The sequence below is a fragment of the Burkholderia territorii genome (assembly GCF_001718335.1).
Lineage (GTDB): Bacteria > Pseudomonadota > Gammaproteobacteria > Burkholderiales > Burkholderiaceae > Burkholderia > Burkholderia territorii.
This window is the reverse complement of the sequence record NZ_CP013366.1, coordinates 2,656,521-2,677,654: the sequence shown is the minus strand read 5'-3', so window position 1 is coordinate 2,677,654 and position 21,134 is coordinate 2,656,521. Positions and strand designations below refer to the sequence as shown.

The window sequence follows — 21,134 nt, the reverse complement described above, 5'->3', positions numbered from 1 at the left end:
AACCGATCACTCGGCACGGTGCGGAACGTTGTCCGGGAACGGGTAGGGCGCATGCGGCCCGGGCCAGTCAGGCACGGGCGGCTGACGGAGCAGGTCGCATCCGCCGAGCATGATCGACAGCAATGCGACCAGCATGCCTCGGCCAATCCGGCTCGAAATGACGCGCGTGGACATGGGCGGCCTCCGTGCTTGCGTGTCCCGATGCTTGGACCGCTGGCGGAGGGTCGGTGTTGCGCTGCGCGATGCGCACGGGAAAACGGCGCGGGAAAAACAAAAAACCCGCGAAGCGGCGAGCTTGCGCGGGTTTCGACAGATGCAGTGCATGACGCTGCGAAATACTGGTGCCAGGGCCGGAATGAAATAATTCTCTGTGATGACCGTAGTGTAAGGGCATTGCTTGTTGGGTGTTGCTGAGTTGCCCCCAGAGTTGCCCCCCGCGCTTCTGGCAGCCGCAGAATTCATATCGCTCTGCTGCGTGTGCCGTTCGGGCGAGGTCGTTCAGAAGATACCGACGGGCGTATCGGCGTAGGCTCGATCAGTCGAAGGCCCGTGCCGTACGGAGCGTTGCTGTGCCGCCGGAAGCAAAAATATTTGGAGATTTGGAGATAGACGGTTGTATCGGCCTGTAAGCCTTGTCTGGTAAGGCTGTGGTTATCTCCAAGTCTATCTCCAAAGTACACATTTTCTTGGAGATAAAGTTGGAGACAGGCTGCTCAGCCATGGGGTCCGTACGACGACGTTGAGAGTTGCCCCGCCTTCTGGAACGCTGCGCGCAAAGAACGCCCCGCGCGCCCACACCCCCGAGTCGCCGTCACGCTAGAAAGTTACTTTGCAACCGTCGCATCACGTCAGTGATTGGCACGAGCAAGCGCGGCATAATGGCGACAAGATTGGTGATTCGGGGGCTGAGATGTGCAAGTCCAGACCTGATCTCTCAGTCGGAGGCAGATCAGGTCGGAGATTGCCTGGACGTCAACCTCATCAAGGGTCGTGGTCGAGACCCGTATCTGCCATTCGATACGTGACCGACCTAATGTCTCCTAGCGGGGTTGGACCTGCCATTCGAACTTCCTCGGCGCGCGACGCGTTCTCGATAAGCGACGTTGAACGGCGTCGATGTTTTGCTACTCTGCCGCTTTGTCGCCGTTAGCGCGACCCGTCAAATGCTCGACCATGCGCTGGGCAGCCGGCTGAAGCATTTCGAAGCTTTTGAAGCAGACAATGAAGCGCCGCTGCGCCCAAACATCGGTAAGTGGGATGATCCTAACGCCCAACTGAGGCCCATATGCTGTCGAAACCTCCACTGGCACGACGCTAATCCCCAATCCTGCGGCCACCACGCGAAATGCGGCATCAAAACTCGAGACGATCACGCGGAATGAGATTGTGCGGCCGGCCTGTGCTGCGGCAAGTTGAAGCATCTTCTGCACTGCCGTTGCGGGCGGCAACCCAACATGGTCATAGCCGAGCGTCTGGTGGAATGCAACCGTTGGGAGCTCCGCGAGGGGATGGCCCAGAGGAACGGCCAATGCAAGGCGGTCCTGTCGATAAGCGCGATGCTCCAAGCCTTGCAGGTCAACGTTGTCCCAGCACACCCCGATCGATGCCGCGCCTTCGCGCAACTGCCGAATGAGGTCCTGCGACAGCCGCTCCTCGATGTCTACCATGATGTTCTTATTGGTCGGCTCGCGCATGAAGGCCGCGATGTCATCCAATAGTTTTTCCGCGATCGCCGATGCCGACGCACATACGCTGACTCTGCCCTTCAAACCCTCGCCAAACGACGCAATGTCGCTTGCGATGCGGTCCATGGTGAAAAGCACGCTCCGCGCATGCTCCAGCAACGCCATTCCAGCTTGCGTCGGTTCGACACCGCGCCTTGAGCGCGCGAGGATCGGTACACCAAGGTCCGCCTCCAGTTGCGCAATGCGTTTGCTTATCGCCGACGGCTCGATGTGTGCCTCCTTAGCCGCACGCGCGATATTGCGATGATCGCAGACGGCAACGAAAAGCCGCAGCGTCTTCAAATCAAGTTCCCGCAATGCCGTCCCCCGGTGCAGTAGCGCTGGCGATGCGTTGTGGTGTTCCGATCGGGAACGATGGGGCTTCCCAAACGTCGCTTTACGAATAATGTGGAATCTCTAAAGTGTTGTCAAACGTCGGCGACTTGCAAGACCGGCATCGATAACTGGAGACGACAACATGCCCTCATTCCCTTCTACCGTCGCCATTCGCGAAGTCGGCCTGCGCGACGGCCTGCAAAGCATCAAGACGGTCTTGCCGACCGAGCTCAAGCTCAAATGGATCGGCGACGCGTACGCTGCGGGGCAGCGCGAAATTGAAGTCGGCTCGTTCGTGCCTGCGCGCCTTCTTCCGCAACTTGCCGACACTGCAGACCTCGTCGCTTTTGCGAAGACGCTGCCAGGCCTCGTTGTATCGGTGCTCGTGCCGAACCTTAAAGGCGCAGAACGCGCGATCGAAACACAGGCCGACCTGATGCTCATACCGCTTTCTGCGAGCCGCGAACACAGCCTTGCGAACTTGCGCAAGGAACCAGAGGACGTTGTCGCGGAAGTCGCGCGTATTCGAGCGGCGCGCGACGCAGCCGGCTCAAAAACGCTGATCGAAGGCGGTATTGGCACGGCTTTCGGCTGCACGATCCAGGGCAACGTCGAACAGAAAGATGTACTGCGCTACATGCAGGCACTGCTTGATGCCGGCGCGGACCGCGTCAGCATCGCGGACACTGTCGGCTATGCGGGCCCCGCTGCGGTTCGAGACCTATTCGATAAGGCGCGCAACATCGCAGGCGAGCGCCTCTGGTGTGGCCACTTTCACGACACGCGCGGTCTCGCGCTCGCCAACGTCTATGCCGCGCTTGAGACCGGCATCGCTCGATTCGACGCGACGCTCGCTGGCATCGGCGGCTGTCCGCATGCGCCCGGCGCAAGCGGCAATGCTTCCAGCGAAGACCTGGCCTTCATGCTCGCGGATATGGGGATCGAAACCGGCATTGACATTCCTGCCTTGCTGACGCTGCGTGCCAAGGTCGCACAGTGGTTGAAGGGCGAAACGCTTCACGGCGCATTGTGGCTCGCCGGGCTGCCCAAAACCTTCGCCGCTTCCGCTGAGCTTAACGCCTAAGGTCAATCATGAGCACCAACACCAGACTTCCCCTCGATGGGATTCGCGTCATCGAGTTCACGCACATGGTCATGGGACCAACATGCGGCATGATCCTCGCCGATCTCGGTGCTGAAGTAATCAAGATCGAGCCCCCCGGCGGCGACAAAACCCGCAAACTGCCGGGCCTCGGCATTGGTTTCTTCCGCTCATTCAATCGAAACAAGAAGAGCGTTGTGCTCGACATCAACACACCTGAGGGTAAGGAAGCTGCGGTCGAACTCATCGGCACCTGTGACGTGATGCTCGAGAACTTCCGCCCCGGCCTGATGACGAAACTCGGGCTCGACTACGAAACGCTTTGCGCGCGTTATCCGCATCTAATCTACGTTTCTCACAAGGGCTTCCTGCCCGGACCCTATGAGAAACGCCTCGCGCTCGACGAGGTCGTGCAGATGATGGGCGGCCTCTCTTACATGACCGGCCCGGTCGGGCGCCCGCTGCGCGCGGGTACGTCCGTGAACGACATTATGGGCGGTATGTTTGGCGCGATCGGCGTGCTAGCCGCTTTGCGCGAGCGCGACACCACCGGCCGCGGGCAGGAAGTCCAGAGCGCTTTATTTGAGAATTGCGTGTTCTTATGCGCTCAGCATATGCAGCAATACGCTATGACCCGTGAAGCGCCGCCGCCCATGCCAGCACGCGTGTCCGCCTGGAGCGTCTACGACGTTTTTACGCTTGAACAGGGCGAACAGATGTTCATTGGAGCGGTCAGCGACAAGCAGTTCATCACGCTATGCGAAGTCCTCGAACGCCCCGACCTGGCGACCGAACCGAGGTTTGCGAACAACGCTCTGCGCGTTGCAGTGCGGCCGGAATTGCTCAAGCGACTTGGTGAGATTCTGAGGAACCATCGCGCGGAAGAACTCGCGCCGAAACTCGAAGCGGCAGGCATCCCTTACGCGCCCATCGTTCGCCCAGAGCAGTTGCTGGACGACCCGCATTTGAAGGCGAGTGGCGGGCTCGCGCCGATGCAAACAGAAGACGGCAGCATGACCGACGTGGTCCTTTTGCCGATCACGATGGGCGGCCGCCGTCCGGGCGTGCGGCAGGCGCTTGCACGCGTCGGCGAGCATACGCAGGAAGTGCTGTCGCGCTTAAAGAGCAAGGTGAGCGCATGAGTCTTTTCTCCATCAGCGATGCGAAGCCTACTTGCTAATGCGACGGCCTACGCGCGGTGCGCAGAAGCTTTCGGGCTCGAATTTGACCAAATTGCCTAAAGGAGCAGTGAGAGTGGCAGATATTTTCGAAAACCCAATGGGCCTCATGGGCTTCGAGTTTGTTGAATTCGCTTCGCCGACGCCGGGTTTGATTGAGCCTATCTTCGAGAAGATGGGCTTTAAACTGGTCGCGTGTCATCGATCGAAGGACGTGGTGCTGTACCGCCAGGGCGACATCAACTTTATCGTGAACCGCGAGCCCAAGAGTCCCGCCGCTTACTTCGCAGCGGAGCACGGTCCTTCAGCATGCGGCCTTGCATTCCGCGTCAAGGACGCACACGCTGCGTACGCCCGCGCACTCGAACTCGGCGCACAGCCGATCGACATTCCCACAGGACCGATGGAACTGCGGTTGCCCGCTATCAAGGGCATCGGTGGCGCGCCGCTCTATCTCATCGACCGCTACGAAGACGGTGAGTCGATTTACGACATCGACTTCAAGTTTGTCGAAGGCGTCGACAGACATCCCGCTGGCTTCGGTCTCAAACTCGTCGACCATCTTACACACAACGTCTATCGCGGCCGTATGTCTTTCTGGGCCGGATTCTACGAGAGACTCTTCAATTTCCGGGAGATTCGCTACTTCGATATTTCCGGCGAATATACGGGTCTGACTTCGAAAGCCATGACAGCACCGGATGGCAAGATCCGCATCCCGTTGAACGAGGAATCATCCAAGGGCGCGGGACAGATCGAAGAGTTCCTGATGAAGTTCAATGGCGAAGGCATCCAGCACGTCGCGCTTCTGACGAACAACCTGATCGATACGATCGACCAACTGGCGATGGCAGGCATACCGTTGATGAGCCGACCGAGCGAAACATACTACGAGATGCTCGACGAGCGTTTGCCCGGGCACGGTCAGCCAGTCGCCGAACTACAGACTCGCGGCATTCTTCTCGACGGAAACACCGCTGGCGATCGTCCTCGTCTACTGCTTCAGATCTTCTCCGACACCTTGCTCGGGCCGGTGTTTTTCGAGTTTATTCAACGCGAAGGCGACGACGGATTCGGCGAAGGCAATTTCAAGGCGCTGTTCCAGTCGATCGAGCGCGACCAGGTTCGCCGCGGTGTGATCGCACAATCGTAAATCGGCGCACGCCGAGCGCAGGACAAGCGACAGGCACCGCAAAAAGAGTGCCGTCGTACCAGACGAAGTCATCAGGAGACGAACATGCAACCAACCGTTACTGCGGATTCGAACCCGCTCGCCTCGCCGACCATTTCGGTCGGCGTCACACCCGGCGCAGAGATCTCCGCGCGTATGGATCGACTGCCCTCTGCACGCCATTTGTGGGTGCTCGTGGCGCTGATCTCGCTCGGCGGCTTCTTCGAGATCTACGATCTTATTTTCACGGGCTATATCGCGCCGGGAATGGCGAAGAGCGGGCTCCTTCAAACCACGACGCACGCCTTCTTCGGCTTGACGGGCATGGCCGGCTTTATCGCCGCCACGTTCGCGGGCCTCTTCGTTGGCACGTTTGTCCTGGGATGGATGCCGGACCGATATGGCCGCCGAGCCGTCTTCACGGTGTCCCTTCTGTGGTACTCGATCGGCTCGGCCATCATGGCGCTGCAGACGACGCCCGAAGGCGTCATCCTTTGGCGTTTTATCACGGGCATCGGTGTTGGCGTCGAAATTATCACCATCGACAGCTATGTGACGGAGCTGGTGCCACAGCACATGCGCGGCCGTGCGATGGCTTTCAACCAGATGGTCATGTTCGCAGCGGCGCCAGTCGCGGCAATACTCTCGTACTGGCTTGTACCGGAGATCGTATTCGGTATTGACGGCTGGCGCATCGTCGTTCTCGCGGGCTCGGCAGGCGCCGTCGTTGTGTGGTTCATTCGTCGGTCGGTCCCAGAGTCGCCGCGATGGCTCGCGACGCATGGCAAGGTAAGCGCAGCCAGCCAGATCGTCGAGAAGATAGAGGCTATCGTCCAGCGTCAATCTGGACAGCCGCTCCCGGCGCCGCTTCCAGTAATCGAACAACCTGCGCACCGGCGTGCATCATTTGCTGAACTGCTACAGGCGCCGTATCGCTCACGCCTCGTTCTGCTGATCACCTTCAACTTCTGCCAGGCCATCGGCTACTACGGCTTCGCGAACTGGGTGCCGACTCTGCTCATAGGACAGGGCGTCACGGTGACGAAGAGCCTGCTGTACTCGTTTGTGATCGCTTTTGCACTGCCAATCGGACCATTGTTCGCGATGTTCTTCGCCGACAAGGTGCAGCGTAAATATCTGATCGTCGGAGGCGCGCTCGCTGTCATCGTATGCGGTCTCGCGTTTGCTCAGATGAAGTCGGCAGCATCGCTCATTGTCCTTGGCGTTTTGATCAGTCTTGCTGGCCAATTGATTTCTGTCTGCTACCACGCTTATCAAGCTGAGCTGTTTCCGACGGCAGTGCGATGCCGCGCCAATGGCATCGTCTACTCGGCGAGCCGCGTGGGGGCAATGTTGTCGGGCTTCCTTATCGCATACCTGCTGCGCAATTTCGGCGTCGTGGGCGTCTTCACCGGCATCACAGCGACGATGCTGGTCGTGGCGATATCGATCGGCGTCTTCGGTCCTAGAACAAACGGATTGCGACTGGAAGAAATTAACCAATACTGACTCCACTCGCCGCATCAGCCTGTCCTTCTTAGAAAAAGCGAACACGATTGCTCGCACAAGAAACAACAATTGAAAAGGAGACGCCTGAATGAAAAAGGGCTTGATACATACGGCCGCGTTGACGACCACGAGTAGCACCGCGATGGCACAGAGCTCGTGATGCTATGTAGTAACCATGCAGGCCTGGCTCGGGGCAGACTACGTGTGAAGTTCTGACGCCCCGAGCGTGAGTTAGCCGTATCGACGACTCGATGATCCCCGTCGGCTACGACGGGCGTGCGTCGTCGGTGGTCGTGCGCGGCACACCAGTGCGGCGGCCGAACGGGCAGATAAAGCTACCCGATGCTGAACTGCCAATCCTCGGCGTGTGCTGCAAGCTGGACATCGGACGGGTGATGGGTTTCATCGTCGGCGCTCCAAGCAAACTCGGCGCTGCGATCGCGTGCGAAGATGCCGAAGCGCATATCTTCGGCATGGTGCTGCTCAACGACTGGAGCGCACGCGATATCCAGGAGTGGGAATGTGCACCGCTCGGGTCGTTCAACTCGAAGGGCTTCGCTACGACGATCTCGCAATGGATCTTCACGCTCGGCTCGATGCGCTCGAACCCGTTTCGCGCCCAGCAACGCGAACAGGCGCCGCAGCCGCATCGTCCGTTGCCTATACAAATTACCTAGCGGGTTGCTATCTCGTGCGCTTAGCGAAGCCAGCTCGTACTATCGCGCGACTTCAAGGCGATTATTCTGGAGAAATGACTCGTATCGGGCGTGAACCTATCCGGGCGCCTGTATTCTCATCAACAGCCACTGGCCTGATTTCGGTCCCGGCGTCGGCATCGAGGAAACGCACCAGGTCACCGCCACCACGATGCTCGCGGCCCCACGCGCCAATCATAAAGAGCACCGGCAAAACGTCCCGTCCGGCCGCAGTCAGCACATATTCCTCTCGCGGAGGGTTCTCCGAGTAGAGCCGCTTCTCCAGCATGTCTTCCTCGGTCAGCTTCGCGAGCCGGCGAGAAAGGATCGTCGGAGCAATGCCGAGGCTTTTGCGGAACTGGTCAAACCGGGTAAGCCCCGCATGGGCATCCCGCAGGATCAACAGACTCCAGGCGTCGCCGAACACGGCAAGGCTGCGCGCGATCGGGCACGGTTCATCGCAGGGAATTTTCTTGTCCATACTGTTTCGATAGTTACTGTGTTAGCATGGTTAGTATCGATTCGATAGTAACATTTTCGACGATATCTCTCGCGCACCACCTGGAGAATTGATGATGAGCAAGAACGACATACGTGTCGCCATCGTGACCGGGGCTTACTCCGGCATTGGACGGGCCACGGCCTTGGCACTCAGGCAGGCGGGTTACCGTGTATTCGGAACCAGCCGCAAGGCATTTCCCGCAAGCGCCGACGGCATTACGATGCTGACGTGCGACGTGACCGACGACGACTCCGTACAGAATATGGTTGCCGCAGTATTGGGAGCAGCTGGGAGGATCGACCTGCTAGTCAACAACGCAGGCATTGGCTTGTTTGGCGCCGCCGAAGAGTCGTCTGCCGCGCAGGCCCGGGCGCTATTCGACGTAAATGTATTCGGTGTGCTTCGCGTCACCAACGCAGTTCTGCCCGAGATGCGCCGTCAGAAGCGGGGGCGGATCATCAACATGAGTTCCGTGTTGGGTCTGGTCCCGTCGCCCTACAGCGCCCTGTACGCCTCGACGAAGCACGCGGTGGAGGGCTACTCCGAATCGCTGGACCATGAGTTGCGCACGCATGGCATCCGGGTCGTGCTGGTGGAACCTGCCGTGACCCGTACGTCATTCGAGGACAACACGATCAGGCCGGACCGCGAGCTGCCCGTCTACGATTCGGATCGTGCCCGGATTCATGCGCTGTTACCGGCCATGATCGCAGCGGGTGACGCTCCCGAGCGCGTCGCCGCCACGGTGCTCAAAGCCGCGACGGAGATTGTGCCGAAGCGGCGATACGCGGCAGGGAAACACGCCAGTCAGGTGCGTTTTTTGCGCCGCTATCTGCCTGAGTCCTTCCTGGACAAAGCCATTCGTAAGTTCAATCAATTGCCGGCATAAGCGACCGAAGACGACAGAACGTTTCTGCCTGCGGTCCTCGCTGAACGCTTCGCCAGTCATCTATAGAGGTGCGGCAAAGTAAGTTCGCGAGGGCCACTCGGTGGTAAAGCGGACTTTTGAATGACCAATCAGTGGTGTGAGCCAATGACCGAACGTGGCCGAGTTGAGCCAGACAACCTGACACTGTCTGCTTGGTCCGCTGAGCCGGGCTCTAGCAGGGCGTGAGTTGAACGGCGCGCGCCGCTTAGACTGCGTCGCGTACCCGCATGATCGTCTGGCGGCTCGTGCCAAATCGCCGAGCAAGCGCGGCCACGCTTGCCCCAGCGTCCAACTCGCGCAGCACGTCCGCCCGCTGCTCGTTTGACAGGGCGGACGGCCGCCCCATCGCCTTGCCTTCCGCCTTCGCGCGAGCGATACCAGCGTGCGTGCGCTCAATCAACAGATCCCGCTCGAATTCGGCAACCGCGTTCAACACCTGCATCGTCATCCGGCCGGCCGCGCTAGTCAGATCGACGCCGCCCAGGGCGAGACAATGAACCCGGATACCGCGTTCGGCCAATCCCTCGACCGTGGCCCGCACGTCCATCGCATTGCGGCCGAATCGGTCGAGCTTCGTCACGATCAACACGTCGCCTTCTTCCATCTTGACGAGCAACTGCGCAAACCCCGGCCGCTGATCGGCGCTCACGCTCCCCGAAATGCTTTCTGACACAACGCGGCGCTTGTCGACCGAGAAGCCGGCCGCCTCGATCTCTCGTAACTGGTTCGCGGTGGTCTGGTCGGACGTACTGACACGGGCATAGGCAAAGGTTCGGGACATATCGGGCACTCAATCTGTACGAAATGGGAGTCCGAATGTAAGGCAGTGTCCAAAACATTTCAACCCTTATTTACGGACAGGGCAAAATGCCCCTGTCCGCAAGGGATCGGTTTTGAACAGGCGCATTTGATTGGGAGCCGATTGCCTGCTGGTCGGTCGCTGGGATAGACAGGAGGGTGCCACTATTCGAACGACAACAAGCGACCCACCGCAACCTCTCGCCCGACTGCGATCCAAATGCCAAGCTCCAAGGTACAACGACCATTCGCATCGCTGCATCGAACCGCGAGTACTCGGCCAAAACTGGCGATCGTCCAAACAAGATGAAAATAATGGATCACTGCAAATAGACTCGCTCTACACCATGCTCAACCTAGTTAGAAGCTAGCCATTCGGTGGAACAATGCGAGTGATCGCTATATGCTGTGATGCCATCCACAAGCGCTGCCTGACCGGCAGTCGCGAACTGGCCGCACCGCTTGTCCGTTACACGACTCTTCGAACAAGCCTTGGGTTTTGAGATAGGAACGCCTTTCGTCTAGGAACGCATATGTGGCAAATCGAAGGCCTCGCCAATGAGAGTGACGTAGAGCAGAAGTTTCTGTATCGCTTCCTAACTGAGACTGAACCCGTCGGGTTGGGCCTACCGGATGCCGTGATTCAGACAAAGGTCAACCTCCGTCGGTTCGCAATAGGCAAAGGCATCGAGCAGAAGCTCTATTATCCCGACTACATTGTAGTTATGTTCGGCTTACCGCTAGTTGTGGTGGAAGCCAAAGCCCCAAATGAGTCCGTCGCGGAAGGTTACAGGCAAGCGCGCCTTTATGCACACGAACTAAATGGACTGTTCCCACCAGATTTCAATCCGACGCGTTTCATCGTCGCCTCAAATGGCATCGAACTTTGGTATGGTCACGCAGACCATAATGAACCGTTAGCGAAAGCAACGGTTGCAACGCTTGGCACTTATTCGCCAGACATTGCAACTCTGCAAGAGCTCATGTCGTGGAAAAAATTGTCGTCGCTAGCTCGGACGCTATCGGAAACGGTGCGTCCAAATGGCTTTTTCAAGCCGCGTCGAATGATTGGTGGGATTGGACTACAAAATGAAGAGGTTGGAAGAAACTCTTTTGGGGCGACACTCACCGCATCAATTTCCGCCATCTTCAATCCGACCACACGGGCGGAGCGCTCGTTCATTGCAAGGCACGGATATATTGCGTCTCACAGACGCGAAAGGTACATCGATCCGATCGATAAGGTTATTCGTGCCGCACGCCCACCCAGCGAGACAGATGCTCAATTGCTCGAAGATACTTCGAGGCCGAAGGAGTTAATCGGTCGACTCAATAACAAGAATGATCTCGAACACAAAGTATTATTGATAATTGGAAGTGTTGGGTCAGGAAAAACAACATTCATTGATTATCTTCATGAAGTAGCGCTACCCAGAGAGCTCATCAATCAGACGGTCTGGTGCCGGATGGATATGAACTCCGCCCCCGTTTCGGCAATCGAGATTTATGATTGGCTCAGAATTTCCCTTATAGAATCCTGCAAATTATCGTTGCCGAACGAAGATTTCGAGGACATCGAGATATTAAGAAAAATATTCTCTGTAGAAATAAATCGCTTTAACAAGGGGGTTGGAAAGCTCTACGCTCAGGGAACCGACATTTTTAACGTCAAACTCGCGGAACATATCGAGTCAATTCAGCGAGATCGGCATGCGTCAGCCCAAGCACACATGCGCTATTGCTGCGGTGACCGAAGCCGGCTTTGCATAATTGTTCTAGACAACTGTGACAAGAAGACCAGGGATGAACAGTTGTTGATGTTTGAGGTTGCGCAATGGCTGCAACGAGAGTTTCGTGCTCTGGTGATTCTGCCATTACGTGACGAGACTTATGACAATCATCGATTGCAGCCCCCGCTGGACACCGCCTTGAAAGACATGGTATTTCGGATTGAGCCGCCATTATTTCAGAATGTCCTTCTCACCCGGGTAAAGCTGGCGATGAACACCCTTAATCATAATTCTGGCGAGAAACTGCATTTTTTGCTGCCAAACGGAATTCAAGTCGAGTATCCGCGATCAGATCAAGCATACTATTTAACATCGATTATTAAGTCGCTTTTTGAGCACGATCGTTTTGTTCGTAGAATGATCGTCGGTCTTTCAGGTCGCAACATGCGAGACGCGCTCGAAATATTTCTTGAGTTTTGTAACAGCGCCCATATCGGCGAAGATCAAATATTTAAAATACGGCAATCTGAGGGGCGCTATACGCTACCCCTTCATCAAGTCGCGACTGTGTTGATGCGCATGAATCGTCGCTACTACGACAGTGATTATTCTTATGTTAAGAATTTATTTTCCGCAAATCAGGAGGATTCGCGACCAAGTTTCTTCTGTCGCTATATGATCCTGCGATGGCTAAGGGAAAAATTCTCTACATCCGGAACCGATGGACTAAAAGGATATTATCGAAAAGGCGCGGTCAAACAAGAGCTAATGTCTTATGGACTTTCTCCCGACATGCTTGATCGCGAGTTTAATTATCTACTTTCGAGTAGATGCATTCTGGCAGAGCATCTAAGGATTGACTCCGTGACTGATGACGATCTAGTCAGAATTGGGCCCGCTGGTTTTGTACATTTGGACCTTGTCGGAAATGTTAGCTATTTGGCGGCAGTTGCCGAGGACACTTTCTTTTTGGATCGTTTGCAAGCCGAAAAGGTAGTATCCCGTATTCGAGATTCAGCGACCCATCTTCATATCCAGACTGCCGTGGACAACGCATCAGAGCTCGTAGAGCATTTATTGGAAATGCGCAAATCAGTTAATCCGGCGCATGGCACCTTCCTGGCGGAAGACAGGCTATCAGAACTTACGGATATTTCCGATGCCGCAGCTGCGTTGGAGAGAGTCAAGCAAAATTTTTCATGGGACCCATGGTTTGATGCTGATAAGAGGCTTCGTCGGGGATCAACCCATGTGGGAACCGTGGTCAACGTCGTTCAATTTGGATGCTTTGTTGAGCTGCCTGATGGATTACACGGGTTGGTCCATACTTCGAAAATGAACGGGAATCGAGTCAGCGCCGGAGATCGTGTTCAGGTTGAAGTGATTTGGGTCGACGTATTTCAGAAAAAGATGAGTCTCAAAATGCTCGACGTTATACAGGAAGATGCCGGCGACCTTTTTGGACCATCGCTAAATAATTGACATTTTGAGGAACAAAAAGGACAGACAGCGCGACAACTCGCCGGATCGTGAGCGGCCGTATCGCTGATGGGAATGCGCCGTTCGAATGTCCAAGCGACTGCTCGTTTGGATGACTGCTCCTGGCCGAACAGTGACACCATGTATTGCTGTCTTAGATAATCCAAGACAAATCTTTTATGGGGGCAGACCTTTCGATATAATGACGGTACTTGTTGGCACCTAATCGAACACGGCTCTAGGAATCTGTGGGCGATGCAAGGAAAAGGCGGGGAATGCTCAGTCGCTGAGCATATTTCGTCGAGCTGACGAGAGGGTGCCGGGGGATGTGCTACCAACACATCCCGCCGGCGATTTTTTGGCTTGGCTGCCTGTTCCATAATTGGAGGAACCACAAGAGCCACCGCGCCTAGGAAACGCATAGCTCTTGTTAGGACGGATGATACCGCGCGCGCCGCGCCGTGCAAAGTAACTTTGCAAAGTTACTTTGTGCGTCTCCCGCGAACTTCATTGCGCCCGTACTTTGATAGTACGGCGCGGTTTATTGCCGCCGCTATCCTCCTTCTTGCGGAACAGGCCATTTCTAAACAGAAAATGGCTCTTAAGATTCTTCGACTTATTGGTGTGCTGGATTGCGTCGGCGTCAAGAAAACAACGCTGTATCGCTGGATTCGTGAAGGCAAGTTTCCAGCGCCGGTCCAGTTGGGTGCCAGGAGCGTCGGCTGGCGCGCCACAGACGTCCAGCATTGGGTCGAATCCCGTCAGTCCACGCGGGGGCAAGCATGAGCGCGCCCTCCCTTATGATTGACCGCGGCGGCCCGTATGGCCGCGCGATGGGCGCGGCCGTCACGGCGCGCGACGCCGCGTTCGTGCGGTGCCGCGACGCCCGACTCCGCAAGCTCGCAGGAATCCTCGATGACATCGAGGGTTGCTTCTGGAACCGTGGCGACGACACCGGGAAGCTCGTAGCGATCGCCGTCACGCTCGCCTCGACGCTCGCGCTCGAAGCCCCGCGCCTGACGACAAAGCAACTTGGCACCGCCTGCGAGAAGTTCGTCCAGGCGATCGCCGCTGCGGAACAGGAGTCGGCGAACTATCGTCGTCGGCAGTATCGACAGTTGCGGAGAGCCTATCGTGCGCTTTACAACGACATCGACGCGCAGTGCACGGACGGGACGCGCCGCTTGGAAGTTAGCGCCCTGATGCGGGGCGTCGCGCTCGGCCAATCACTGGCGCAGGGCGGTTCGCGACTGGATATCGAACAGCTCAAGCTGGCGACCGCCGTGCTCAAGGGGGAGGCCGCCTGATGCTCGCCCAAAGTCACTTTGTACTGGCAATACACGGCGAGGGGCGTCGCGATTTGCGTCGTCCGGCATCGCGCGGTATCCTGTGCGTGTCGCTGAGACAACAGCGGCCCGGATTGGCGTCCGGCAATCTCCAGAGGCGGATGACCGCCTCAGCGCGGTTTTTTTACGTCCGCACACTAAGCGCCTTCTACGGTCGGGCCTTGGTGGTGGAGCGCTCGCGCTCGCCGGTTTCCTCTGGGTCCGGTACGCCAACGCCGCCATGCGCCCGGCCACCTCAATTGGCGTTGAGGTCCGGGTGGTTCAACCCACCAGAGGAGGTCGCAATCCATGCGCCAGTTCACGCACGCCCATACCGGGCAGCAATCCCACCTCATTCAATCCATCGTCCGCGCAGCACTGCGCGACGCGGCAACCGCCAGCACGTACCAGGACGCGCTCGACGCAACCGGCGCGGCACTGGCCGCGATCGCTGCGCTCGTCCGTGCGGAGGTGCGTCATGGCTGAGCTGCGCTGCAAGATCGGCGATCTGGCGATCGTCACGAAATGCGATGCGCGGTCGCGTATCGGCATGCTGGTCGAGGTGGCATCGGCTCAGCCGACACCCGATCACGATTGGCGCGTGCGGATCTTGGGCGGCCCCGTCTCGGGGTGTAGTGTCTACGGTCGGCGGTCCGGCGAATTCACGCACGCAGCCGTCCACGACTGGAACCTCACGCCAATTCGCGACGAAGCGGAGCTGGATTGCACGATCGACGTCGGGCAACTCCTCGCGTCGATTCTGGAGGTGCGCCATGTCTAAATACCGCCTACCGAACGAAGTCACGATGATCGCCATGTGTGCGGCCCATCAGTTCGCCCAGCTCGAAGCCCTGTTCGATGCTGTCCGTTCGCATCTTGCGGAGGGCACCTACGAGCGAGCGCTTGTGGACATGGGGCAAGGCGTCGCGAGCCGGTATTCGGCCGACATGCGTCGCACTGCGCAGCCGGAGGTGTGCCATGACTGACCAGCGCATCCGAACCGCGGTTATCAACGGCTTCGACAACGCACCGCCGCTGGATACAGGCGCACCGATCGAGCTGCAATTCGCCGTCGACCTGGGTGCGATCTGCGCCGACGCATGGCTCGACCTGAAAGGCGACGTGCGGCTGCACGACTACGCGGCGCATCAAGCCGCTGCGTTCGCGCGCGGCATGGAAGCTGCCATGCAGGACGCGGGCGACGTCGACGCGCACCGCGTGACGATCAGCCGTCAAGCGTTTGCGGCCGGGCTGATGGGGCGCGTGCAGCAGCATCTGTTCGCGGCGCTCGGCCTCGTCACGCGCGAACCGCGCACGACGCACTGAGGGACGGCCATGGCAAAGACGAACAAGAATGCCGTGCGACCGCTCGCGTCACACTTCGTGGCTGAGGTGAACCGCCCCGATCGCAACCGCATCGGCACGCGCATCAGTGACGCGATGGAGCTGCTGGACAGCCTGCATTGGGCGGCTGACAAGGCCATGTCCGATGACGACTACTGGCTTGTGCTGAGCCTGTTCCGCGCGTCCCTTCCGTCGATCGGCGCGGCGCTGGAGGCGGCCAACGACGCTCTTGGCGAGTCGCGGCTCGGCCGCTACGTCTACAGCAACGACGTCACGGCCGGCGGTGCCGTTCTGTCGGTGCCGCGCGCGGCCGGCTGACGTTCCGCCGCTAGGCATCGTCGCATCATTCAATTCTTCGCGCGTCGGGTAGCTGCTTGCCCGATATGGACTACTAATCGGAAGCCTGCCGACGCGCGTCCAGTGGGAACCTATGAGTAACGCACCCATGTCCGAATTCGAGCGGGCGAGAGTCGCGCTCGGCTATGTTCCGCCCGACGACCGCGACACGTGGCGTCAGGTGGGGATGGCGCTCAAGGCCGAGTTTGACGAGGAGGGCTTCGCCCTCTGGAACGAATGGAGCCAAGGCGCGCAGAGCTACAACGCCAAGGACGCGCGCGATGTGTGGAAGTCGTTCAAGGGCGGCAAGATCACCATCAACACGTTGTTTCACCTTGCCAAGCAAGGCGGCTTCGATCCGCGCGCGCATCGGGCCAAGCCGGTCGATCCAGCGGAGCGCGAGCGGCAGAAAGCCGAGCGCGCGGCACGCGAAGCGGCCGAGCTGGCCGAACTGACCGAGAAACAGCACGCCGCGTCTGCGCTCGCTGAATCGATCTGGTCGGCGGCCGAGCCTGCGCCGGCCGATCATCCGTATCTCGTTCGCAAGCGCATCCCGGTCGACGCGCTGCGCGTCTATCGCGGCGGCTTGTGTATCGGCACGGCCGCGTGCGACGGCGCACTCGTCATCCCGGCCCGTGACGCGGACGGGAAGCTGTGGACGCTGGAGTTCGTCCTCACGGACGGCCAGAAACGCTATCTGCCGAACGGCCGCAAGGCGGGCTGCTTCTCGCTGATCGGCGGTCCCCTATCTTCCGCGCCGTCCACGCTGCTGATTGGTGAGGGTTACGCCACATGCGCGACGCTCGCGGCCGCGACCGGCTATCCGGCTGTCGTCGCGTTCGACGCCGGCAACCTGCACGCGGTCGCAACGGCGCTGCGTGGCCAGTATCCGGACGCCCGCATCGTTGTGTGCGCCGATGACGACCACACGACGAAGGGCAATCCGGGCGTGACGAAGGCCCGCGCGGCGGCCGAGGCCGTCGCCGGCATCGTCGCGGTGGCCGACTTCGGTCCGAACCGCCCGGCGAACGGCACCGACTTCAACGACCTGGCTGCGCACGTCGGCCCCGATGCGGTAGCCGCCGCCGTGCGCGCTGCGCTCGCACCGGCCGGCTCGTCGGATGCTGGCAAGGCCAAGGCAGCACTGCCCGCCGCGAAGCCCGCCAAGCGCCCGAAAACGGCCCGCGCGCAGGACGGCAAGTCCCGGTTCGTCGTCGACGACAAGGGCGTGTGGTTTCACGGCTTCAACAATCAGGGCGATCCGCTGCCGCCGCATTGGGTCAGTACGCGGATTGACGTCATTGCGGAGACCCGGAACGAGATGAACAGCGAGTGGGGCTACCTGCTCGAATTCACGGACCGCGACGGTATCCTGAAACGCTGGGCGGTGCCGGCTGGCCTCTTTGCCGGCGACGGCACGGAGCTGCGCCGCATGCTGCTCGATATGGGCGTGAAGCTCGGCGTGACGCAGATCGCCCGCACGCAGATCGCGAACTATGTGCAGATGGCGCAGCCGGACGAGCGCGTGCGCTGCGTGCCGCGCGTTGGCTGGCATCACGGCGCGTTCGTGCTGCCCGATCGCGTCATCGGCACCGGCAAAGAGGCGTTGATCTATCAGGCCGACACGCCGATCCAGAGCCAGTTCAAGGAGCGCGGCACGCTGGACGACTGGCAACGCGAGGTTGCGGCTTACTGCGTCGGCAATAGCCGGCTGCTGTTCTGCGTCGCTACCGCCTTCGCTGGTCCGCTGCTGCACTTCTCTGGGCTTCAGTCGGGCGGCTTTCACCTGCTCGGCACAACGTCCAAGGGCAAGTCGACAGGCGGCGTCATCGCCGCGTCCGTGTTCGGTTCGCCCGACTACGTGCGGAGCTGGAAGGCGACCGACAACGCGCTCGAAGCCGTCGCCACGCAACATAGCGACGCGCTGCTGATCCTCGACGAAATCGGGCAGGTCGAGCCGCGCTTGGTTGGAGACGTGATCTACATGCTCGCGAACGAGTCCGGCAAGGCCCGCGCGTCGCGTAGCGGCTCCGCAAAACCGGTTCTCACGTGGCGGCTGCTGTTCCTGTCGAACGGCGAAAAGAGCGTGTCCGCGTTGATGGCCGAGGGCAACAAGCCGATGAAAGGCGGTATTGAGGTGCGCTTGCCCGCGATCCCGGCCGAGGTCGGCGAAATGGGCGTCGTGGAGAATCTGCACGGCTTCCCGACGCCGGCCGCGCTGATCGAGCATCTAGAGCGGCACGCCGGCAGGCACTACGGCACGGCGGGGCCGGCCTTCATCGAGTGGGCATCGTCGCAGGCCGATGAGCTGGCTGAGCATCTGCGCGTGCGCGTCGACGAGCTGGTCGGGAAATGGGTGCCGGACGGCTCGCATTCGCAGGTCGCACGCGTCGCCAAACGGTTCTGCCTTGTCGCGGTGGCGGGCGAGCTGGCGACGGCGCACGGGCTGACCGGCTGGCCGCAGGGTGAAGCGGTCGAGGCCGCGCGTCGTTGCTTCGAAGGCTGGCTCGAACTGCGCGGCGGCACCGGTAATTCGGACGAAGCGGATGCGGTGCGACAGGTGCTGCACTTCCTCGTCGCACACGGCGACAACCGCTTTGTGTGGATGAACCGGGCGCAGGACGACCATCGACCGAACGCGCCGCACCGTGCGGGCTGGAAACGACTCGTGAAACACGACAAGAGCAGCGTCGCGATTGAGTCGAATCAAGCCTATTACGCGGAGTTCGGCGACAAGATGAGCGCCGAAGACGCGGAAAGCGTCGAGACGGAATACCTGATCGAGTCAACCGTGTTTCGCAAGGAGGTGTGTGCCGGCTACGATCATCGGATCGTCGAGAAGGCTTTGATGAAGCGGGGTGTGCTGATGCCGCGTAGCGATGGGCGTCCGTATCGACAAGAACATATCCCCGGCATGACAAAGCGGCTCATGGTGTATCGCGTCCTGCCGTCCATCTTCTCACTCGAAATCTGAGATCCGCCGCCGTCCGGGAGGGCGGTGGCGGGCATTCCTTTGCGCGGTATTTTTGCGCCCGTGCATCAAAGTTACTTTGAGCGATACGCACCAGACGGAACCGGGCGGGCGTTGGCAGTGACTCTTGCTGTATCCGTAACAATTCAGCCCGATTTATCTCCAGTATCTCCAGCGCTCTCCAAATCGTTTGGAGACACGTGAAGCCTTACCCCATAAGGCTTTCCGGCCGATTTGGGCGTTTATCTCCAACTCTCCAACTCATTTTGCACTGAGCGGACAGGCGTCGACCGTCTGCGTCGACCGTGAAGCTAGACGGGGCGCGGTTATCCGGGATTCGAGGGGCGTCGAAACCGTGTTTTCGAGGGGGGGGCGCGATGCACGCCGATCGGGTATTGTTACGTTGGACGCAAGTGTCGAGGGCGAGCAAGGGACCCTGTAGCGGGGTCAATATGCGGGGGCTCACACCCGCGTCTTTTCTCTACTGACGGCAAACATAGGGGGGGCACATAATAATAAGGGGCCAAATCATCGGCTTACCCTATGCCTAGGCCGTGTCCGTTTTACTGGTGGGAGACGCACGGAAGGGGGTCATACTCGCGGCGGTACGGATCTATCTTGCCGCCGCGATCGGAATGATGTCCGCCCCGGCTTTGAGTTTGTCGAGGTAGTCCGCCCACTGTTGCATCATCGAGCGTCGTGCCTTGATGAATTTTGTTCGGTTGTACGCCCGCCCAAGACTGTCAGGGACGGTATGCGCTAGTTGGTGCTCGATCACTTCCGGCTTTTCCTCCAACTCTTCATGCAGGATCGTCCGTGCCATTGCCCGGAAGCCGTGACCGGTAATCTCGGTGCGAGTGTCGTAGCCGAGCCGACGAAGGGCTGCATTGATAGCGGCCTCGCTCATCGGCCGATTTCGGTCGCGAGCACCAGGGAACACGTAGACGCCTTCGCCAGTCAGGGCGTGAAGCTCGCGCAAAATCGTCACAGCCTGCGCGGCCAGCGGAACAAGGTGATCCGTTTTCGTTTTGTTGACGAAATAGCGCCATTCGCCTTTGTCGAGGTCGAATTGCGCCCATTCTGCCTTCCGCAACTCGCCCGGCCTAACGAACAGCATGGGGGCTAGCTTGAGCGCGCAGAGAACCGGGAACGTGCCCGTGAAGCCGTCGAACGCGCGAAGCATCTCGCCCACTTTCTCCGGCTCGGTGATTGAGGCAAAGTGTGTTGTCTGCGCGGGCGGGATTGCATCTACCAGATCGCGGGCCGGATCGGCCTTGCAGTGCCCCTCTTTGATGCCGTAGCGGAATACCCGGCTAATCTCACTGCGGATGCGATGGGCGGTAAATCTGGCTCCACGCCCGTCTACGCGCTTCAGCACGACCAGTATCTCCGGGGCGTCGATTTCAGCGATAGGGCGCTTGCCGAGCCATGGGAATACATCGTTCTCCATGCGGGCGAGCGTCTTGGCATGCTGCGCTGGCTCCACGGTCGTCTTGCGCTCGTCCATCCAGCCACGGGCGACAACCTCAAACGAATGGGCGGCTGCGAGCAGGCTGGCTCTTTTTTCCGCCTTCTTCGCTTCACCCGGATCGATGCCGGCGGCGAGCTTTTCACGGGCTTCGTCGCGCTTCTTCCGTGCGGTCGCCAATGTAACTTCCGGGTAGACGCCGAGCGAGTAGCGCTTTTCCTTGCCCCCAAATCGGTATTTGAGGCGCCACCACTTGCCCCCGCTCGGGGCGACTTCCAGATAGAGGCCGCCTCCGTCGAACAGGCGCACGGGCTTGTCGGCTGGCTTGGCGTTCCGGATGGCTGTATCGGTTAATGGCACGGGGGCAACTCCTGACGGGTAAGGCAACTTCGGATCGGTTGCCCCCAATGTTGCCCCCGCTTGCCCCCGGCTGTCTACGCACTACACGGCACTTTGCCGGAATGAAAAAACCCGCGAAGCCTTGTGCTGTCGCGGGTTTTGGGACTTCCGGGAATTTCCCGGAACTATGTCATGGTGC

Annotated in this window: 19 protein-coding genes and 1 pseudogene; 15 read left to right on the top strand and 5 right to left on the bottom strand. The window is 59.3% G+C overall.

The genetic code is table 11. The features are described 5' to 3' along the window. Positions 1-6 precede the first annotated feature (6 nt). The gene (locus WS51_RS32625) at positions 7-174 is read right to left on the bottom strand and encodes a hypothetical protein (protein ID WP_167358000.1); all 168 of its coding nucleotides are present in this window, start codon (positions 172-174) and stop codon (positions 7-9) included. 950 nt (positions 175-1,124) lie between these two features. Further along, positions 1,125-2,042 carry a LysR family transcriptional regulator gene (locus tag WS51_RS22865; protein ID WP_059450955.1) on the bottom strand — a complete coding sequence of 306 codons (918 nt, stop codon included), beginning with the start codon at positions 2,040-2,042 and terminating at the stop codon, positions 1,125-1,127. Between the two features lie 160 nt (positions 2,043-2,202). Between WS51_RS22865 and WS51_RS22860 the strand changes: the two genes are divergently transcribed. The 5 genes and pseudogenes from WS51_RS22860 to WS51_RS22840 form a co-directional block, all read left to right on the top strand. Continuing rightward, the gene (locus tag WS51_RS22860) at positions 2,203-3,144 is read left to right on the top strand and encodes a hydroxymethylglutaryl-CoA lyase (protein WP_059450956.1); all 942 of its coding nucleotides are present in this window, start codon (positions 2,203-2,205) and stop codon (positions 3,142-3,144) included. A gap of 8 nt (positions 3,145-3,152) precedes the next feature. Next, positions 3,153-4,304, top strand: coding sequence for a CaiB/BaiF CoA transferase family protein (locus WS51_RS22855; protein WP_059450957.1), 1,152 nt, complete (start codon positions 3,153-3,155; stop codon positions 4,302-4,304). A gap of 112 nt (positions 4,305-4,416) precedes the next feature. Continuing rightward, on the top strand, positions 4,417-5,493 hold the full coding sequence (gene hppD, locus WS51_RS22850) for a 4-hydroxyphenylpyruvate dioxygenase (protein ID WP_059450958.1): 1,077 nt from the start codon (positions 4,417-4,419) through the stop codon (positions 5,491-5,493). Positions 5,494-5,577: 84 nt separating this feature from the next. Then, positions 5,578-7,020, top strand: coding sequence for an MFS transporter (locus WS51_RS22845; protein WP_059450959.1), 1,443 nt, complete (start codon positions 5,578-5,580; stop codon positions 7,018-7,020). A gap of 248 nt (positions 7,021-7,268) precedes the next feature. Next, positions 7,269-7,667: pseudogene (locus tag WS51_RS22840) on the top strand (fumarylacetoacetate hydrolase family protein); the annotation flags it as partial. A gap of 91 nt (positions 7,668-7,758) precedes the next feature. Here WS51_RS22840 and WS51_RS22835 read toward each other — a convergent pair. After that, complete coding sequence (locus WS51_RS22835) at positions 7,759-8,196, bottom strand: winged helix-turn-helix transcriptional regulator (RefSeq protein WP_059450961.1); 438 nt, start codon at positions 8,194-8,196, stop codon at positions 7,759-7,761. Between the two features lie 94 nt (positions 8,197-8,290). Here WS51_RS22835 and WS51_RS22830 point away from each other — a divergent pair, with 94 nt between their 5' ends. After that, the gene (locus tag WS51_RS22830; protein ID WP_069230031.1) at positions 8,291-9,106 is read left to right on the top strand and encodes an oxidoreductase; all 816 of its coding nucleotides are present in this window, start codon (positions 8,291-8,293) and stop codon (positions 9,104-9,106) included. A gap of 244 nt (positions 9,107-9,350) precedes the next feature. Here WS51_RS22830 and WS51_RS22825 read toward each other — a convergent pair whose 3' ends face one another. Continuing rightward, positions 9,351-9,926: a recombinase family protein gene (locus WS51_RS22825; protein WP_069229811.1), complete on the bottom strand. Its 576-nt coding sequence runs from the start codon at positions 9,924-9,926 to the stop codon at positions 9,351-9,353. A 550-nt stretch (positions 9,927-10,476) separates the two neighbouring features. Here WS51_RS22825 and WS51_RS31395 point away from each other — a divergent pair. The 9 genes from WS51_RS31395 (at position 10,477) to WS51_RS22795 (ending at position 19,131) form a co-directional block, all read left to right on the top strand. Then, entirely contained in the window at positions 10,477-13,155 is a 2,679-nt protein-coding gene (locus tag WS51_RS31395) for a type I restriction endonuclease (RefSeq protein ID WP_081333597.1), read from the top strand. Positions 13,156-13,746: 591 nt separating this feature from the next. Next, entirely contained in the window at positions 13,747-13,938 is a 192-nt protein-coding gene (locus WS51_RS31390; protein ID WP_009964270.1) for a helix-turn-helix transcriptional regulator, read from the top strand. Then, entirely contained in the window at positions 13,935-14,459 is a 525-nt protein-coding gene (locus WS51_RS22820; protein ID WP_069229810.1) for a hypothetical protein, read from the top strand. Before WS51_RS31390 ends, WS51_RS22820 begins: the two co-directional genes overlap by 4 nt. 327 nt (positions 14,460-14,786) lie before the next feature. Beyond that, positions 14,787-14,963 (top strand): hypothetical protein, encoded by a 177-nt coding sequence (locus WS51_RS32185; RefSeq protein ID WP_155773607.1) that lies wholly within the window; start codon positions 14,787-14,789, stop codon positions 14,961-14,963. Then, on the top strand, positions 14,956-15,258 hold the full coding sequence (locus WS51_RS22815; RefSeq protein WP_069229809.1) for a hypothetical protein: 303 nt from the start codon (positions 14,956-14,958) through the stop codon (positions 15,256-15,258). Before WS51_RS32185 ends, WS51_RS22815 begins: the two co-directional genes overlap by 8 nt. Continuing rightward, on the top strand, positions 15,251-15,463 hold the full coding sequence (locus WS51_RS22810) for a hypothetical protein (protein ID WP_059656041.1): 213 nt from the start codon (positions 15,251-15,253) through the stop codon (positions 15,461-15,463). The genes WS51_RS22815 and WS51_RS22810 overlap by 8 nt, the downstream gene beginning before the upstream one ends. Beyond that, the gene (locus WS51_RS22805) at positions 15,456-15,803 is read left to right on the top strand and encodes a hypothetical protein (protein ID WP_014722320.1); all 348 of its coding nucleotides are present in this window, start codon (positions 15,456-15,458) and stop codon (positions 15,801-15,803) included. The genes WS51_RS22810 and WS51_RS22805 overlap by 8 nt, the downstream gene beginning before the upstream one ends. Before the next feature lie 9 nt (positions 15,804-15,812). Then, complete coding sequence (locus tag WS51_RS22800; RefSeq protein WP_069229808.1) at positions 15,813-16,139, top strand: hypothetical protein; 327 nt, start codon at positions 15,813-15,815, stop codon at positions 16,137-16,139. Positions 16,140-16,266: 127 nt separating this feature from the next. Next, positions 16,267-19,131 carry a DUF927 domain-containing protein gene (locus WS51_RS22795; RefSeq protein WP_069229807.1) on the top strand — a complete coding sequence of 955 codons (2,865 nt, stop codon included), beginning with the start codon at positions 16,267-16,269 and terminating at the stop codon, positions 19,129-19,131. A 610-nt stretch (positions 19,132-19,741) separates the two neighbouring features. Here the strand turns inward: WS51_RS22795 and WS51_RS22790 are convergent. Next, positions 19,742-20,956 carry a tyrosine-type recombinase/integrase gene (locus tag WS51_RS22790; RefSeq protein ID WP_069229806.1) on the bottom strand — a complete coding sequence of 405 codons (1,215 nt, stop codon included), beginning with the start codon at positions 20,954-20,956 and terminating at the stop codon, positions 19,742-19,744. Between the last annotated feature and the right edge of the window lie 178 nt (positions 20,957-21,134).

Coding starts and splice junctions, on each gene's coding strand:
- WS51_RS32625 (WP_167358000.1), bottom strand. CDS start 174: ATGTCCACGCGCGTCATTTCGAGCCGGATTGGCCGAGGCATGCTGGTC.
- WS51_RS22860 (WP_059450956.1), top strand. CDS start 2,203: ATGCCCTCATTCCCTTCTACCGTCGCCATTCGCGAAGTCGGCCTGCGC.
- WS51_RS22855 (WP_059450957.1), top strand. CDS start 3,153: ATGAGCACCAACACCAGACTTCCCCTCGATGGGATTCGCGTCATCGAG.
- WS51_RS22845 (WP_059450959.1), top strand. CDS start 5,578: ATGCAACCAACCGTTACTGCGGATTCGAACCCGCTCGCCTCGCCGACC.
- WS51_RS22835 (WP_059450961.1), bottom strand. CDS start 8,196: ATGGACAAGAAAATTCCCTGCGATGAACCGTGCCCGATCGCGCGCAGC.
- WS51_RS22830 (WP_069230031.1), top strand. CDS start 8,291: ATGAGCAAGAACGACATACGTGTCGCCATCGTGACCGGGGCTTACTCC.
- WS51_RS22825 (WP_069229811.1), bottom strand. CDS start 9,926: ATGTCCCGAACCTTTGCCTATGCCCGTGTCAGTACGTCCGACCAGACC.
- WS51_RS31395 (WP_081333597.1), top strand. CDS start 10,477: ATGTGGCAAATCGAAGGCCTCGCCAATGAGAGTGACGTAGAGCAGAAG.
- WS51_RS31390 (WP_009964270.1), top strand. CDS start 13,747: ATGGCTCTTAAGATTCTTCGACTTATTGGTGTGCTGGATTGCGTCGGC.
- WS51_RS22820 (WP_069229810.1), top strand. CDS start 13,935: ATGAGCGCGCCCTCCCTTATGATTGACCGCGGCGGCCCGTATGGCCGC.
- WS51_RS32185 (WP_155773607.1), top strand. CDS start 14,787: ATGCGCCAGTTCACGCACGCCCATACCGGGCAGCAATCCCACCTCATT.
- WS51_RS22815 (WP_069229809.1), top strand. CDS start 14,956: ATGGCTGAGCTGCGCTGCAAGATCGGCGATCTGGCGATCGTCACGAAA.
- WS51_RS22810 (WP_059656041.1), top strand. CDS start 15,251: ATGTCTAAATACCGCCTACCGAACGAAGTCACGATGATCGCCATGTGT.
- WS51_RS22805 (WP_014722320.1), top strand. CDS start 15,456: ATGACTGACCAGCGCATCCGAACCGCGGTTATCAACGGCTTCGACAAC.
- WS51_RS22800 (WP_069229808.1), top strand. CDS start 15,813: ATGGCAAAGACGAACAAGAATGCCGTGCGACCGCTCGCGTCACACTTC.
- WS51_RS22795 (WP_069229807.1), top strand. CDS start 16,267: ATGTCCGAATTCGAGCGGGCGAGAGTCGCGCTCGGCTATGTTCCGCCC.